This is a genomic window from Rhodococcus sp. ZPP (assembly GCF_017656075.1).
Classification (GTDB): Bacteria; Actinomycetota; Actinomycetes; order Mycobacteriales; family Mycobacteriaceae; genus Rhodococcus_F; species Rhodococcus_F oxybenzonivorans.
The window spans coordinates 2,321,167-2,336,507 of sequence record NZ_CP058638.1 but is presented as its reverse complement, the minus strand read 5'-3'; the positions used below and the strand labels follow the sequence as shown (position 1 = coordinate 2,336,507).

The following is a 15,341-nucleotide window of genomic DNA, read 5'->3' as shown; positions in this document are numbered from 1 at the left end:
TCGCAGTCGGCGGTCATCGCTGCTCCTTCGTCGCAGTCGGCGGTCATCGCTGCTCCTTCGTCGCTGTGCTGTCCACGCCCAGCCCCGGCCCCAGTCCGGTCAGGGCGATCCGGGCGAGCGGCAGGGTAACGTCGAGTCGTTCGCCGAGACCGATCGCCAGGAGAAGATCCTTCTCGCCGAGGTCCCGGACGTGGGACATGATCGGGTACCAGTTGTCGTTCTCGTCGAGTGCGGCGGTGTTGTCGCGGAGCATGATCGCGCCGGCGCCACCGGTGATCGCGTCGGTGTGCCGGACGACCTTCCCGAGTTCGGTGATGTCGAGACCGGCGGCCTCGGCGAGTCGCTGCGCCTCGGCCGCGGCTGTGAAGGACACGAAGTGCAGCAGGTTGCGGGCGAGCTTCATGCGCGTACCCGCGCCCACGTCGCCCGCGTGCACGACGAGTTCCGCCCAGTGCCCGAACGGCTCCCGCACTTTCTCGAACGCCGTGTCACTCGCGCCGACCATCACGGCGAGCTTGCCCTTGTGTGCGCCCGGTGCGCCGCCGCTCACCGGGGCGTCCACCAGTTCGACGCCCTGCTCACCGCACAACTGCGCCAATTCGACGGCAGTGACGTCGCTGATCGTCGAATGCACCGCCACGACGGTGCCCGGCCGGGCCACCTCCAGAATTTGGAGGACGACGTCCCGCACCTGTTCGTCGTTCAGCACGGTCACGGAGATAACGTCCGCGTTCTCGGCCACCTCCCGCGGACTCGACGTCACCTTCGCGCCCGCCTTGCCGAACGGTTCCAGCGCCTCGGGCCGGGTGTCGCACACGATGAGTCCGCCGGGGCGGCCCAGAAGCCGCTTCGCCATGGGCGCACCCATGTTGCCGAGGCCGATGTAGCCGACGGATACCTGCTCGGTCGTGGTCATGAGCGGAAAATCTGTCCGCCGTCGACGTTGAAGATCTGCCCGGTGATCCAGCTCGCCTCGTCGGAGAGCAGGAACAAACACGCCCCGACGAGGTCTTCCGGTGTTCCCATGCGCTTGAGGGGCAGGGTCTTGACCATGTCTGCCACCATATTTCCTGGGGTGACGGTGCGGGTGGCTTCGGTGTCGATCGGTCCCGGCGCGATGGCGTTGACCCGAATGTTCATGCCACCCACCTCGTGGGCGAGTTGCTGGGTGAGGCCGTTGATCCCGACCTTCGCGAGCCCGTAGAAGCCGGAGTACAACCAAGCCGCCGTGGAGGATTGGTTGACGATCGACCCGCCGCCGCCGTTGTTCATGTGTGGCCACACCGCGCGGGTCACGTTGAGGGCGCCGTCGAAGTTCACGCTCATGAACTTCTTGTAGTAGTCCCACGGCACGGTGATGAGGAGGTCGAGTTTCATGCCCCCGTAAATGGCGGCGTTGTTGACCAGATAGTCGATGCCGCCGAACTTCTCGACGGTGAACTCGGCGAGTTGTTTCGCCGACTCCTCGTCTGACACGTCGACATCCTTGAATACTGCCGTCCCGCCGTCCGAGGTGATCTGTTTTGCCACGGTTTCGCCGAGTTCCGCGTTGAGATCCGCGACCACCACGTTGGCGCCCTCGGTTGCCAGCGCCCGGACATATCCTTCGCCGATGCCCTGAGCAGCGCCGGTGACGATGGCTGTCTTTCCGTCGAACCGTCCCATATCGTCTTGTCTCCCTGAGTTGAGTGCGGTGAAAGTGTGGTGATGGACTACAGGGCCGGTTCCGCGACCAGCTTGGTTTCGAGGTACTCCTCGAAGCCCGCGACACCCATTTCCCGGCCGATCCCGGATTGCTTGTATCCGCCGAACGGCGCATCGGCCGCGTACCAGATTCCGCCGTTCACGCCGAGCGTTCCGGTGCGCACTGCCTCGACCACGTGCTGCACGCGTGCGGGATCCGTACCCCAGATCGATCCGGACAGCCCATAGGGGGAGTCGTTGGCGATGCGAATGGCGTCGTCGTCACCGTCGTGGGGGATGATCACGAGCACGGGACCGAAGATCTCTTCCCGTGCCACCCGCGCGCTGTTGTCGAGTCCGGAGATGAGGGTGGGTTCGATGAAGAAGCCGCGTTCGTGATTGCCGGGGCGTCCGCCGCCGACCACGATGGTCCCGCCTTCCTCGACCGCGAGACGCAGATACGCCTCGACTCGCTCGCGTTGGCGTGCGGAGATGATCGGACCGCAGATGGTGTCGGGTTCGTCGGGGTCACCGGCAGGAAGACCGCGGAGGGTGCGCGCGGTGGCCTCGACTGCCTCGTCGTACCTTTCGCGCGGAACGAGTAGCCGGGTGGTGAGCGCGCAGCCCTGCCCGGCGTGGGTGCTCACGGTGAATGCCGCCATCGCGCACGCGCCCGCCAGGTCGGCGTCGTCGAGCACGATGAAGGCCGACTTGCCGCCCAATTCGAGGAACACCTTCTTGAGCGTCTGGGCGGCGGCCGTCATGACGGCCTTACCCGTTTCGGTCGAGCCCGTGAAGGACACGAGGTCCACGCGGGGGTCGGTCGACAGCTGCGCACCGAGGGAGTGGTCGCTCGACGTCACGATGTTGACCACACCGGGCGGGAAGTCGGTTTCCTGCGCGATCAGTGTGCCGACGAGTGCCGCGCACCAGGGTGTGTCGGGAGCGGGCTTGAGCACCACGGTGTTTCCCGCGGCCAGTGCGGGGCCGAGTTTGGCGAAATTGATCTGATGAGGAAAATTCCACGGCGTGATGGCGCCCACCACACCGACTGCCTCCTTCAGGACCCGCCTGTGCGACTTGATTCCCATCGTCGTCGACTCACCCAGGTCCTGTTCCCAGGAATAGCTGTCCGCCAGGCCCGCGAAGTAACCGAGATCGGCAACGGGCCCCTCGAGCTGGGGTCCGCTGGTGAAGAATCTCGGCGCGCCGACCTCGGCGATCGTGATCTCCCGGAATTCCTCGATGTGGGCGAGCAGGGCGTCGCGCAATTGCCGCAGGCACCGCGCCCGGAAGGCGTGGTCGCGGGACCAGGTCGTATCGTCGAATGCCCGGCGCGCAGCAGCGATCGCCACGTCCATGTCGGTGGGGGTGGCATCGGCCGCGGCACCCAGCACCTCTTCGGTGGCAGGGTTGATCACCTCGAAGGTGCCCCCGGAACCCGGGACGAGCTTGCCGTCGATCAGCAGGAGGGAACTGTCGGTGGGACGCAGAGTCATGGGGTCACTTCCGGATCGGATGGTGTGGGAGTTGTCGTCGTCATGAGTCGTAGGAGATTCGGACGGTGTCGGTAAGGGGCAATGCCTGGCAGGCGAGGATGTATCCGGCTTCGATGTCTTCGTCTTCCAACACCTGGTTGTTCACCATCTCCACCCGGCCCTCGGTCAGGCGGCACTCGCACGCCGCGCAGACGCCCTCACTGCAGGAGGAAGGGGCCTTCATACCGTTGGTGGTGAGGACGTCGAGTAGGCGTTGGTCGCCCGGCCACGAGAATGTCTGGGTCGCGCCGTCCTTCTCGACGACGACGGTGGACGCACGGGGAACGGCAACCGGGTCAGTCCCCCTCGCCGCGAGCACCGACTCGAAGGGATTGCTGCCGAGGGAGTTGAAGCGCTCTATGTGCACTCGCTCGCGGGGAAAGTGTATCGCCCTCAAGGCATCTCGGGCGCAGTTCATGAAGGGGCCGGGACCGCAGACGAACACCTCGTCGAAGTGGAAAGCCGAAAAATGCTCTCGCAACCGGTCCGAAGTGGGTAGCCCGTCGGTCGATTCGATCCAATGCGCGACGGAAAGTCGATCGGGATGGCGTGCAAGCAATTCGAGCAGCTCGGCGCGGAAGATCACGGAGTCTTCGTCGCGGTTGGCGTAGAAGAGCACCACATCGCCGGTCCCGCGGCCGAGGACGGATTTCAGTATCGACATCACCGGAGTGATACCGCTCCCGCCGGCGATGAGGAGAAACTTCCGGTCCAGTGCCTTCGGCGTGAACACTCCGGACGGCTCGAGCACCTCGATCTCCGCGCCGGTCTGTGCATGGTCGCAGAGCCAGTTGGATCCCCGTCCGCGATCGACCCGTTTGACGGTGATCTTCAGTGCGCTGTCGATGTCCGGCGCACTCGCGAGCGAGTAACAACGCGCGAGGGAGGCGCCGTCGTGGGGGATGTGCAGGGTGAGGAACTGTCCCGGCTTGTAGCTGAATCGTTCTTTTTGGTGCGGTTCGAGTGCGAATACCACCGAACGAGCATCGGCGGTCTCCTCGATGACCTCCGCAACGCGGAGGCGGTGGATCGTCGGTGCGGTCATGGGCGAACGCTCCCTGTGGGGTTCGTCGAAGAGTGGAGCCAGCGCAGAACTGGACATATGTCTGGACTATAGTTTGCACATCTGTACGGCGCAATGACGGGATGCGCCCGGATTGATCGCAATACGCGCCCCGAGAGAAGTGGAAAACATGAACTCACACGGTGCAAAGCACCTGAAAGGACGCGGAGCGGTGGTGACCGGCTCGAGTCGCGGAATCGGCCGATCCGTTGCCCACGCTCTGGCGGCCGAGGGCGCCGGCGTGGTGGTCAACGGTCGCGACCGCGAGGCCTCCGACTCGGTGGCACAGGAAATCGTCGACGCCGGCGGACGGGCAATCGCGGTTTCGGGCTCGGCTGCGGTGCCGGGTGTCGCGGAGGCGCTCGCGGATGCGGCGGTGAGCGCGTACGGGTCGGTCGACGTCTTGATCAACTGCGCGGGGATCGCGGAACCTCCGCAGTCGTCCATCCTGAACGTCACCGACGAGCAGTGGAGCGAACTGATCGACGCGCACCTGACCTCGACTTTTCGCACCTGCCGGGTGATCGCTCCGCTGATGGTTGCGCGGGGACGTGGCGCCATCGTGAACACGAGTTCGTTCGCGTTCCTCGGTGACTACGGCGGTACGGGGTATCCGGCGGCAAAGGGTGCGGTCAACAGTCTCACTCTGGCAATCGCAGCCGAACTCGCAGACTCGGGTGTGCGCGCAAATGTCGTCTGTCCAGGTGCGCGCACTCGACTGTCCGTCGGCGAAGGATACGAGCAACACATCGAAGAACTGCATCGGCGCGGCATTCTCGACGACGCGGCGCGCTACGGTTCGCTTCATCCTGCGCCACCGGAGTACGTCGCCGCGCTCTATGCCTACCTGGCGAGCGATCGGGCCGCGGCGATCACTGGAGGCGTCTTCGTCGGATCAGGTTGTTTCGTAGGGCGATTCGAGCGGCAGACGCCGAAGTTCGTCGCCTACCGCGACCACGACACGGCGCCACCGTGGTCCCTGGACGAGCTGGCGGAACTCGTCTCCTCCACACAGCCCACCCCGGACAGTGCTCCCCGCAGCACGGATTCGTAGATCGAGTCCAGGTCCAGCTCGTCACCGAGGAAATCGGTATTCACCAGCATGACGAAGCCGTGCATGGCGGCGAAGATGCTGACAGCCGCATCGAGAGTGTCTTCGGGCGGCACACCGCACGACGCCAGCATCGTACGCAGTGCCGTGTTGGCGTCCAGGGCTGCGGAGATGAAGGCGTCCCTGTCGACCGGGCTTGTGGTGAGTGTCCGGTACCGATGCGGGTGCTCGGTCGCCCAGACGCGGTGCGCGTCGACGAGCGCCCGGAGGCCGTCCACCCCGGTTCGGCCCATCGCGGTCTCGCGTAGGTGCGCGCCGAGTTCCGCCATGGTGCGCACCTGAACAGCGCCGCGGACGTCGTCGAGATTGCGGACGTGGTTGTAGAGCGACGCGGTGACGACCTCCAGTCGGGCGGAGAGGCTCGTCATCGACAGGGGGTCCCACCCGAGCTCGTCGATGATGTCGATCGCCGCATCCACGACCTTCTCGCGCGTCAGTGTGCGACGCCGGATCGGTTCTTTCTGCCCTCTCGCCATGGGTTCAGCATAAGGGCTTCCATAATAAATGAAGGTGTGTAGTTTGATACACATCACATTCATTTATTCGATCGAGGAGCAGTGGATGACCGCGTCTCGGATTGATCTGAAATCCCCCGACCTCTACGCGGAGGGGGTGCCCTACGCATTCTTCGACCGCCTGCGTAAGAGCGAGCCCGTCTATTGGCAGCCCGAGGAGGGCGGCACCGGCTATTGGGCCGTGACGAAACATGCTGATGTAGTTGCCGTCTCGCGGGACAGCGCCACGTTTTCCTCCGCGTTGGGCACCACGCAGATCGACGACTTCGACGACGAGACCCGGGCGAAGCAAGCGGCCATGCTCGTCAATCTGGATCCACCGGACCACACTCGGTTGCGCCAGTTGGTCAGCCGAGGATTCACGCCGCGCCTGGTCAAGTCGCTGGAGGCGCACATCCGGGACATCTGCTCGCAGATAGTCGACGACCTACTCGACGCGGGAGAGGTCGATTTCGTGCGCCGCGCCGCGGCCCCCTTGCCACTCGAGGTGATCGCGGCTCTCCTCGGCGCACCCTCGTCGGACGTCGACAGGCTCTACGACTGGTCCAACCGGATGATCGGCTTCGACGATCCCGAGTACGCCACCACTCAGGCGGACGGCGAGCTCGCGGCGATGGAGATCTTCCTGTACGCCAACGAATTAGCGGCCCAGCGCCGCATCGAACCGCGCGATGACATCGTCACCAAGCTGGTCCAACCGGACGAGAATGGTGACACCCTCACCGAGATGGAATTCAACATGTTCTTCGTTCTCCTCGTGGTCGCGGGGAACGAGACGACACGCAACGCCACCGCGGGCGGCATGCAAGCTTTCATCGACCATCCCGAACAGTGGCGCCGGTTGCAGGCCGAACCGGAACTTGCCGCGACCGCGGTCGAGGAGATCCTGCGGTGGGTCACGCCGGTGATGGACTTCCGGCGCACCGCCACCTGTGATGCGATGATCGGCGATCAATCGGTGGTCGCTGGCGACAAGGTGGTCGTCTACTACCCGAGCGCCAATCGTGACGAGGACGTGTTCGACGCGCCGTACTGTTTCGACATCGCCCGAACGCCCAACCCGCACGTCGCCTTCGGGGGTAGCGGAATTCACTTCTGCCTCGGCGCGCACCTGGCACGGCTGGAATTGCGGATCCTGTTCGAGACGATGGCCGCCCGCATCGATCGCGTGGAGCCGACCGGTCCCATAACGCGGCTGCGGTCGAATTTCATCAGCGGCATCAAGGCAATGCCCGTACGTATTCACCCGCGCGGGCAGTAGATGCAGGGCTTTTCGTTGCCAGGCCGACCAAACTGTAGTAGCGTCCAGACACGTGTCCAGTAAGATGAATTTCGAGTCCACCCGCCGCCGTTTGACCGAAAAGCAGGCAGACACTGTCGAGCGTCTGACCAAGGCTGCAGTCGAGGTGTTGCGGGCAGAGGGATTCGCCGGTCTCACCGTTCGATCGGTGGCCGGACTCGCCGGGGTCGCCCCGGCAACGGCGTACACCTACTTCTCCTCCAAGGAGCACCTCGTCGCCGAGGTGTTCTGGCGCCGCCTCGCCGCTTCACCCGAGGAGGCGGACGCGGGTCCCGACCGGACCGGACGGGTGGTGGCCGTGCTGCGACACATCGCACTGTTGGTCGCCGACGAACCCGAGTTGGCCGGCGCCGTCACCAGCGCATTGCTCGGCCGTGACCCCGACGTGGAGCACCTGCGCACGCGGATCGGTATCGAGATCCGGCAGCGGCTTGCCGACGCACTCGGCAGCGATCCCGATCCGGACGTACTCGAGGCGCTGGAGCTGCTGTACGCGGGTGGGTTGGTCCGCGCGGGCATGGGCTACGGGTCGTACACCGAATTCGCAGATCGACTGGAAACTTCCGCCAAGCTGATCCTGGAGTGAATGCACATGACCGCAGCGTCGATCCCCGGAGCGTCACTCGATCCGGTGACGTTCAATCCCTACGATTACGACTTTCATGAGGATCCCTACGTCACCTATCGCCGACTGAGGGAAGAGGCGCCGGTCTACTACAACCCGGAACTCGATTTCTGGGCTCTTTCGCGTCACGAGGACGTCGTTGCAGCGTTTCGAGACAACACGCGGCTGTCGAGTGCCAACGGCGTGTCCCTCGATCCGGCGGCCTACGGTCCGAAGGCGTACAAGACGATGTCGTTCCTGGCCCTGGACGATCCGCGGCACATGCGGATGCGCCAGCTGGTCTCCCGGGGATTCACCCCGCGTCGTGTCAATGAATTACACGGGCGAATCGAGGAATTGACAACGCAGTATCTTGACCCAGCCTTGGCATCCGGGGAGTTCGATTGGATTCCGGAGTTCGCGGGCAAGCTACCCATGGACGTCATCTCGGAACTGATGGGTGTCCCCGAAAAGGACCGTTCCGAATTGCGGCGACTCGCCGACCTGGTGGTGCACCGGGAGGAAGGCGTCCTGGATGTTCCCCAGGCAGCCATGGAAGCGTCGCTGTATCTCGTGGGCTACTACGCGGACATGATCGCCGAGCGGCGCAAGAAACCCGTGGACGATCTGACCTCGGCCCTGCTCGAAGCCGAGATCGATGGCGACCGGCTCACCGACGACGAAATCATCGCGTTCATGTTCCTCATGGTTGTGGCGGGCAACGAGACCACTACCAAGCTGCTCGGTAATGCTCTGTACTGGGGCTCACGGTTCCCGGACGAGGCGCGCAAGGTCCTCGGCGACCCGAGCCGGGTGTCGGAATGGGTAGAGGAGACTCTCCGCTACGACACCTCGAGCCAGATGGTTGCCCGCACTGCGGCCGTCGACGTCACCTTCCGCGACACGACCATTTCTGCCGGGGACAAGGTGCTGATCCTCATCGGGTCCGCGAACCGCGACCCCGCGGTATTCGAGGATGCCGACGAGTACCGGATCGGCCGGGACAGCAGCAACAAGCTCGCCAGCTTCGGCGGCGGCACGCACTTCTGCCTGGGCGCGCACATGGCCCGCCTCGAAGCGAAGATCGCTCTGACACAACTGGTCGAGAAGATCGAAAGCTTCGAGGTGGACGAAAAGAATTGTGTGCGAGTTCATTCCACTAACGTTCGAGGTTTCGCCTCGCTTCCACTGAAAGTGCAGGTCCGTCATGCCTAGGTTCGAACCCCATCCGCCGCGGCGTCCTGCGATCATCAGCGGTGCCTCTTCGGGGATAGGTACCGCCACCGCCTATGCGCTTGCAGAACTCGGTCATCCCGTGGCACTCGGGGCGCGGCGAGTGGAGGAATGCGAGGCCATCGCCGACAAGATCCGAAGTAGCGGCGGTGAGGCTTTCGCGCACTTCCTCGACGTCACGGACACGGCGTCCGTGAACGACTTCGTGACAGCGGCCGAGAGCACCTTCGGTTCGACGGAGATCGTGCTGTCCGGTGCCGGGGACCTCGAGTTTTCCACCGCCCACGAGATGGATCCGGATCAGTTCCTGAAGCAGGTCGATGTACACCTCGTCGGCGCGCAGCGCCTCGCGCATCGGATCCTCCCCGGCATGATCGAACGCAAGCGCGGTGATTTCGTGCTGATCGGATCGGATTGCGCAGACTCACCACGACCCCGGATGGGTGCCTACAACGCCGCGAAAACCGGCGTCGAGGCAATGGGCAGGCAGATGCGGATGGAACTGGAGGGTACCGGTATCCGTGCGTCGATCGTGCGTCCCGGGCCCACCCAGACCGCTATGGGTATGAACACCACCGAGGAGGTCATCGGACCCGTCCTCGAAGACTGGGCGAAATGGGGTTTCGCCCGCCACTCCTACTTCTTGCGTGCGTCCGCGATCGCTGATGCCGTCGTCGCCACCGTGAGTGCGCCCCGTGGAGCACATCTGGTGCTGATCGAGGTCCAGCCCGAGGCGCCACTGCGAAAGGATGCCTGATGAATCTGACTCAGCCGCCGAGGGTTTCCGGCGGAGAGCGCGAACACGGCCACCTCGAGGAACTGCGCACCGACCCCATCGCCCTGATGCGGCGGGTGCGCGAGGAGTGCGGCGACGTTGGCGCCTTCCAATTGGTGGACCGCAACGTCATCATGCTGTCCGGGGCGGAAGCGAACGAGTTCTTCTTCCGTTCGAGCGACGAGGACCTGGATCAGCAGGCGGCCTATCCGTTCATGAAGCCGATCTTCGGTGAAGGTGTCGTGTTCGACGCCAGCCCCGAACGACGCAAGGAGATGCTGCACAACCAGGCTCTGCGCGGCGAGCAGATGAAGGGGCACGCCGCCACCATCGCCCACGAGGTCGATCGCATGGTGTCGCGCTGGGACGACGAGGGCGAGATCGACCTCCTCGAGTTCTTCGCGGAGCTCACCATCTATACGTCCTCGGCCTGCCTCATCGGCAAGAAGTTCCGGGACCAACTCGACGGTCGCTTCGCGCAGCTCTACCACGAACTCGAGCAGGGAACGGACGCGATCGCGTTCGTCGACCCCTACGCAGATATCGACAGCTTCCGGCGACGGGACGAGGCCCGGGTGCAGCTGGTCGCCCTCGTCCAGGACATCATGACGGACCGGATCGCACACCCTCCGCAGGGCAAGGAGGACCGGGACATGCTCGACGTCCTCGTCTCGATCAAGGACGAGAACGGCAACGAGCGGTTCAGTGCCGACGAGATCACGGGCATGTTCATCTCGATGATGTTTGCCGGCCACCACACGACTTCCGGCACAGCGGCGTGGACGCTGATCGAACTGCTTCGCCACCCCGACTACGCCAAGCAAGTCGTGGGCGAGCTCGACGATCTGTACGCCGACGGCTCCGATATCAGCTTCGGGGCGCTGCGGCAGATCCCGAAACTCGAGGCGGTGCTGAAGGAAACGTTGCGACTGCATCCTCCGCTGATCATCCTGCTTCGGGTGGCGCAGGGCGACTTCGAGGTAGGCGGATACCAGATTGCGCAGGGTGACCTAGTGGCTGCGACACCAGCGATCTCCAACCGTTTGGCCGAGGACTTCCCGAACCCGGACGCGTTCGACCCCGAGCGCTACATCGATCCGAACCAGGAAGACATCGTCAACCGGTGGACGTGGATCCCGTTCGGTGCGGGCCGGCACCGCTGCGTCGGTGCAGCATTCGCGTTGATGCAGCTCAAAGCTATCTTCTCCATCCTCCTGCAGGACTGGGAATTCGAGATGGCGCAGCCGTCGGAGACGTATCGCAACGACCACAGCAAGATGGTGGTTCAGCTGCAGCAGCCTTGTGCGGTGAGGTACCGGAAGCGCAGCAAGTGATGAAAGTCGAAGCCGACCTCGATCTGTGCCAGGGCCACGCCATGTGTGAGCTCGAGGCACCGGAGGTGTTCACCGTGCCGAAGCACGGGAAGGTCGAGATTGTGGATACTGCCCCGCCCGAGACGCTGCGCGCGAGTGTGGAAAGCGCCGTGCGCTTCTGTCCCACGCAGGCCTTGCGGATCGTCGAGGACAACGAAACTTCTGAAGGAGAATCCTGATGTCACAGTTCGATCGAAGGACCGGCCCGGCCGTACAGTTCGATCGCGCCGAGCTCGATGAGATGGTGCAGCGGTGGATCGACGAGAACAAGCGCTGCGAATCGCTCGGCGACTGGAAGCCGCTCGCCGAGATGTACACCGAGGACGCGACGTACGGATGGAACTACGGCCCCAAGGACGACTTCATGGCCGTCGGACGCGACGAGATTCGAGACCTCGCGCTCGGACAGGAGATGGAGGGGTTGGAGGGCTGGGAGTACCCCTATCAGAAAGTCGTCATCGATGACCGCAGCGGCGACGTCATCGGGTTCTGGAAACAGGTCTCCGATCGCACACGCGAGGACGGCACCCACTACCAGGTGTACGGGATCGGTGGTAGCTGGTTCCGCTACGGCGGCAACTTCCAATGGTCCTGGCAGCGTGACTTCTTCGACTTCGGCAACGTCTCCGCCCTGTTCCTCGAGATGATCACGAACAACGCGATGTCCGACGGTATGAACGCGCGGATCGCGCGCTCGACCTCCGGCCGGCTTCCGGGGTGGTATCCGGTGGGCCAGGCCCCGGTTCCGTTGTGGTGAGTGCCGTGCGGGTTCCCACGTCGTTCGCGGACCTGTCCCGTGAAGATCTCGCTGTGCTGGTGCCGGAACTGCTGCTGTGTGGGCATCTGATCGATCGCTCCGGCATGCCGCACCTGATCGGCGCGTTCGGACGCGAGGGGATGACGCAGGTCGCGATCGAGGAGTGGATGGCGGCGAGCCCGATCTACACCAAGCGGATGCAGCGCGCGCTGGCGTTCGAGGGTGATGGCGTCGTGACCATCTTCAAGGGCCTGCAACTCGACATCGGCGCGCCGCCACAGTTCATGGATTTCCGCTACCGCGTGATCGACCACGATCACGGCGAGTTCTGGCTGGACCATTGCGGGGCCCTCATGGACGTAGAACCGATGGGCGACGAGTACGTCACGTCCATGTGCCACGACATCGAGGACCCGACCTTCGACGCGACCGCGCTGGCCACCAACCCGCACGCGCAGGTGCGACCGGTCCACCGTCCGCCCCGGCGCCCGGCGGATCGCACTCCCCACTGCAAGTGGACCGTGACCATCGACGACGCACACACCCCACCACCGGTGCCCGAGGGTCTGGTGACGCTGGGCAGGTCGAGGGCCGCGGCGGTCGAATTGTCGCCGATCGACACTCGTGGGCCCGGCCGCCACGACTACTCGGATGCGCTTCTCAGCGATCTGCGGTTCTCCGACTTCTCCCATTCGGCCCTCGTCCGCATGGCCGAGGAAGTGTGCCTGCAACAGCACCTGCTCACGCTCGGATTCCTGTTGGCAGTGCGGTCGCGCACCGACGAGGAGTCGGCGATGACCATTGCGCGCAGACAATTCACCGGTATCGCCGGACTCACCTCCGAGCGGATCCGGAACGCGCTCGGGCTGCCGGGCGACCTCGAGGGACTCGCAGCCGTGCTCGCCATCCACCCGGCGTTCAATCCTCGCCAGTACGTCGAGGTCACGACCACCCTCGTCGATCGCCTTTTCCTCACCATTCGGCGTGCAGGCGGTTCCGACGCGGACGGTGCCTGGCCTTCGATGATCGACGGCGCACATCTGGAACCGCTCGACGCACTGCTGCGCGGGGTATCGCCGCGCTTCTCCGCACGGGTGATCGAGGAGACGGACACGGCGCTCACCGTGGAAGTTGTCACGGGGGAGGCGCCCGCGAAAGAGGCGTCGGAGGTGGCGCTCACCCGATTCAGCACGGGCGCCGACTTCGCCTTCACCGACCGCGGCATACCGCTACCCCTCAGTGTCGTCTGAAAGAGGACAAGTCCATGGCGTACAACCTTGCAGACCTCTTCGAACACTCCGTCGACGCCATGCCGGACCGGGTTGCGCTGATTGCGGCTGGACGGCGAATCACCTACCGCGAACTCGAGGACCGGGCCAACCGCTTGGCGCACAACTTACTAGAGGCAGGCCTGACCACCGGCTCCCATATCGGTGTGCACCTGCACAATTCGATCGAGACGGTGGAAACACTGCTGGCCGCGTTCAAGATCCGGGCCGTTCCCATCAATATCAACTACCGCTACACCAGCGACGAACTCGCCTACGTCTACGGCAATGCCGACTTGGAAGCCGTCGTCCATCATCGGGTCTACTCGCCGCGGATCGCCGAAGTCCTGCCCTCGCTGCCGAAGATCCGGTACACCGTGGTCGTCGAGGACGACCTCGGCGGCGTCGGGTTGCACAGCGACTCGGTGCCGTACGAAGAAGCGCTGTCCGGCAGCGGCCGTAGGGACTTCGGCGAGCGCAGCAACGACGATGTGTTCATCATGTACACCGGCGGCACCACGGGACGTCCGAAAGGTGTCGTGTGGACGCACGAGTCGATCTGGCGAGTGCTCGCCGGCGGCCTCGACTTCTATACCGGTGAGGCCATCGAAGACGAATACCAGCAGTCGCGGGTGGGGTCCGAGGGCGAGCCGACGTTGTGGTTCGCGTTGCCGCCGCTGATCCACGCCGCGGCGATGATGCCCACCCTCACCGCGCTGTTCAGCGGCAACACCGTGCTTTTGGAGTCGAAATTCGATCCGCACCGGACCTGGGAACTGGTGGAGCGACACCGGGTGCAGATCCTCATCATCACCGGAGATGCGATGGGGCGTCCCCTGATCGAGGCTCGTCAGTCCTCGCGCACCGACACGTCGAGCCTTGCGGTGGTCGCGTCGGGTGCGGCGCTGTTCTCTCCGGTGATCAAGGATGCGTTTCTCGACGCATTCCCGAACCTGGTGGTGTCGGATTCCATCGGCGCCTCCGAAACCGGCTTCGGCGGAATCGGGTTCGCGACCAAGGGGCAGAAGCAAGTAGGTGGGCCGCGGGTACCCGCCGGCCGGTATGCCATGGTGATCGGCGACGACGATCGCCCTATTGAGCCCGGATCCGGTAATGATGGCTGGTTCGCCAAGGGCGGCTACGTCCCGCTCGGTTACTACAACGATCCCGAGAAGACGAAGGAGATATTCCGGGAGGTCGACGGCAAGCCCGTCGTGGTCACAGGTGACCGTGCGCGCATCGAGGAGGACGGTTCGATCACCCTCCTCGGGCGCGGCAACATGGTGATCAACACCGGCGGTGAGAAGGTGTTCGCCGAAGAGGTCGAGAGCGCGGTGAAGGCGTACCGCGACATCTACGACGCCATCGTCGTCGGTGTGCCGGACGAACGCTGGGGGCATCGCGTCTCCGCGGTCGTGCAGCCGCGGGATGGTGCCGGAATCGACTTCGACGGCCTCGAACACCACGTGCGGCAGAGCCTCGCCGGGTACAAGATTCCGCGGCTCCTGTGGGTGGAAGACGCTGTGCAGCGAACACCCAGCGGCAAGCCGGACTACCGCTGGGCGCAGGGCGTCACCAAGCAGCGGGACCCCGACTACCGCGTCATATCCGGCTGACCAGGCGTTCGTACCGCTGCCGAGCCGCCTGAGTGCTGCCGAGTCCGAGACCGAACGCGATTTCCTGCCAGGTCATCCCGCGCTGACGAGCGACTCCGAGGAACAGGGCCTCGAGTTGGTCCATCTCCGCGCGGGCCTTGGGGATCAGGCTCAGCGCCGCGGTGATGTCGGCGTCGTCGACGTCGGGTTCACCGGGCTCTGGTGGCGTGGTACCGCCTGCGAGTGCGGCGACCACGCGGATGGCGCCGAGAGGTTCCAGCATCTCCGGATGAGATTGGCGGGCACGCTGTTCCGGAGTGGACCCGTGCCGTTCGGCGATGCGGAAAAGACCCGCATACTCGCGGTGCGCGCGATCACGACTGGGGTTGGGTGGGGTGAACGGGTCGGTGGGCATGCACTCGATGCTGCACCCTCGACCAGACATCTGTCAACGATTTGTTGTAAACAATATGTTCACGCCGAACGTGGTGGCGCAGCGCGCGCGTGCGCGCCGTGCCACCACGGT

Annotated in this window: 16 protein-coding genes; 10 read left to right on the top strand and 6 right to left on the bottom strand. The window is 64.5% G+C overall.

Annotated features, from left to right (window positions below):
- Nucleotides 1-43: 43 nt before the first annotated feature.
- The 4 genes from HYG77_RS11095 to HYG77_RS11080 are packed head-to-tail and all read right to left on the bottom strand — an operon-like array spanning nucleotide 44 to nucleotide 4,266.
- Complete coding sequence (locus tag HYG77_RS11095) at nucleotides 44-916, bottom strand: NAD(P)-dependent oxidoreductase (protein WP_208962668.1); 873 nt, start codon at nucleotides 914-916, stop codon at nucleotides 44-46.
- Nucleotides 913-1,665 carry an SDR family oxidoreductase gene (locus HYG77_RS11090; protein ID WP_208962667.1) on the bottom strand — a complete coding sequence of 251 codons (753 nt, stop codon included), beginning with the start codon at nucleotides 1,663-1,665 and terminating at the stop codon, nucleotides 913-915. The genes HYG77_RS11095 and HYG77_RS11090 overlap by 4 nt, the downstream gene beginning before the upstream one ends.
- Nucleotides 1,666-1,712: 47 nt before the next feature.
- Nucleotides 1,713-3,182, bottom strand: coding sequence for an aldehyde dehydrogenase (locus HYG77_RS11085; RefSeq protein ID WP_109326864.1), 1,470 nt, complete (start codon nucleotides 3,180-3,182; stop codon nucleotides 1,713-1,715).
- Nucleotides 3,183-3,222: 40 nt separating this feature from the next.
- Entirely contained in the window at nucleotides 3,223-4,266 is a 1,044-nt protein-coding gene (locus HYG77_RS11080) for a ferredoxin--NADP reductase (protein WP_208962666.1), read from the bottom strand.
- Nucleotides 4,267-4,414: 148 nt separating this feature from the next.
- Between HYG77_RS11080 and HYG77_RS11075 the strand changes: the two genes are divergently transcribed.
- Entirely contained in the window at nucleotides 4,415-5,338 is a 924-nt protein-coding gene (locus tag HYG77_RS11075; protein ID WP_208962665.1) for an SDR family NAD(P)-dependent oxidoreductase, read from the top strand.
- Here the strand turns inward: HYG77_RS11075 and HYG77_RS11070 are convergent.
- Entirely contained in the window at nucleotides 5,230-5,871 is a 642-nt protein-coding gene (locus HYG77_RS11070) for a TetR-like C-terminal domain-containing protein (protein WP_244461286.1), read from the bottom strand. The two genes, HYG77_RS11075 and HYG77_RS11070, sit on opposite strands and share 109 nt — an antisense overlap.
- Before the next feature lie 85 nt (nucleotides 5,872-5,956).
- Here HYG77_RS11070 and HYG77_RS11065 point away from each other — a divergent pair, with 85 nt between their 5' ends.
- The 9 genes from HYG77_RS11065 (at nucleotide 5,957) to HYG77_RS11025 (ending at nucleotide 14,836) form a co-directional block, all read left to right on the top strand.
- The gene (locus HYG77_RS11065) at nucleotides 5,957-7,171 is read left to right on the top strand and encodes a cytochrome P450 (RefSeq protein WP_208962664.1); all 1,215 of its coding nucleotides are present in this window, start codon (nucleotides 5,957-5,959) and stop codon (nucleotides 7,169-7,171) included.
- 64 nt (nucleotides 7,172-7,235) lie between these two features.
- Entirely contained in the window at nucleotides 7,236-7,796 is a 561-nt protein-coding gene (locus HYG77_RS11060) for a TetR/AcrR family transcriptional regulator (RefSeq protein ID WP_109326866.1), read from the top strand.
- Nucleotides 7,797-7,802: 6 nt separating this feature from the next.
- Complete coding sequence (locus tag HYG77_RS11055) at nucleotides 7,803-9,029, top strand: cytochrome P450 (protein WP_208962663.1); 1,227 nt, start codon at nucleotides 7,803-7,805, stop codon at nucleotides 9,027-9,029.
- The gene (locus HYG77_RS11050) at nucleotides 9,022-9,804 is read left to right on the top strand and encodes an SDR family oxidoreductase (protein ID WP_109326867.1); all 783 of its coding nucleotides are present in this window, start codon (nucleotides 9,022-9,024) and stop codon (nucleotides 9,802-9,804) included. Before HYG77_RS11055 ends, HYG77_RS11050 begins: the two co-directional genes overlap by 8 nt.
- Nucleotides 9,804-11,156 carry a cytochrome P450 gene (locus HYG77_RS11045; RefSeq protein WP_208962662.1) on the top strand — a complete coding sequence of 451 codons (1,353 nt, stop codon included), beginning with the start codon at nucleotides 9,804-9,806 and terminating at the stop codon, nucleotides 11,154-11,156. Before HYG77_RS11050 ends, HYG77_RS11045 begins: the two co-directional genes overlap by 1 nt.
- Nucleotides 11,156-11,374, top strand: a complete 219-nt coding sequence (locus tag HYG77_RS11040) for a ferredoxin (protein ID WP_109326875.1) — start codon at nucleotides 11,156-11,158, stop codon at nucleotides 11,372-11,374. Before HYG77_RS11045 ends, HYG77_RS11040 begins: the two co-directional genes overlap by 1 nt.
- The gene (locus HYG77_RS11035) at nucleotides 11,374-11,952 is read left to right on the top strand and encodes a hypothetical protein (RefSeq protein ID WP_109326876.1); all 579 of its coding nucleotides are present in this window, start codon (nucleotides 11,374-11,376) and stop codon (nucleotides 11,950-11,952) included. The genes HYG77_RS11040 and HYG77_RS11035 overlap by 1 nt, the downstream gene beginning before the upstream one ends.
- A 5-nt stretch (nucleotides 11,953-11,957) precedes the next feature.
- Nucleotides 11,958-13,202 (top strand): hypothetical protein, encoded by a 1,245-nt coding sequence (locus tag HYG77_RS11030; protein WP_230990086.1) that lies wholly within the window; start codon nucleotides 11,958-11,960, stop codon nucleotides 13,200-13,202.
- Nucleotides 13,203-13,216: 14 nt separating this feature from the next.
- A complete protein-coding gene (locus tag HYG77_RS11025) occupies nucleotides 13,217-14,836 on the top strand; it encodes an acyl-CoA synthetase (RefSeq protein ID WP_208962661.1) in 1,620 nt (539 codons plus the stop codon).
- On the opposite strand, the gene HYG77_RS11020 is transcribed toward HYG77_RS11025, so the two are convergent.
- A complete protein-coding gene (locus HYG77_RS11020; protein WP_208962660.1) occupies nucleotides 14,823-15,230 on the bottom strand; it encodes a DNA-binding protein in 408 nt (135 codons plus the stop codon). The genes HYG77_RS11025 and HYG77_RS11020 overlap by 14 nt on opposite strands.
- Between the last annotated feature and the right edge of the window lie 111 nt (nucleotides 15,231-15,341).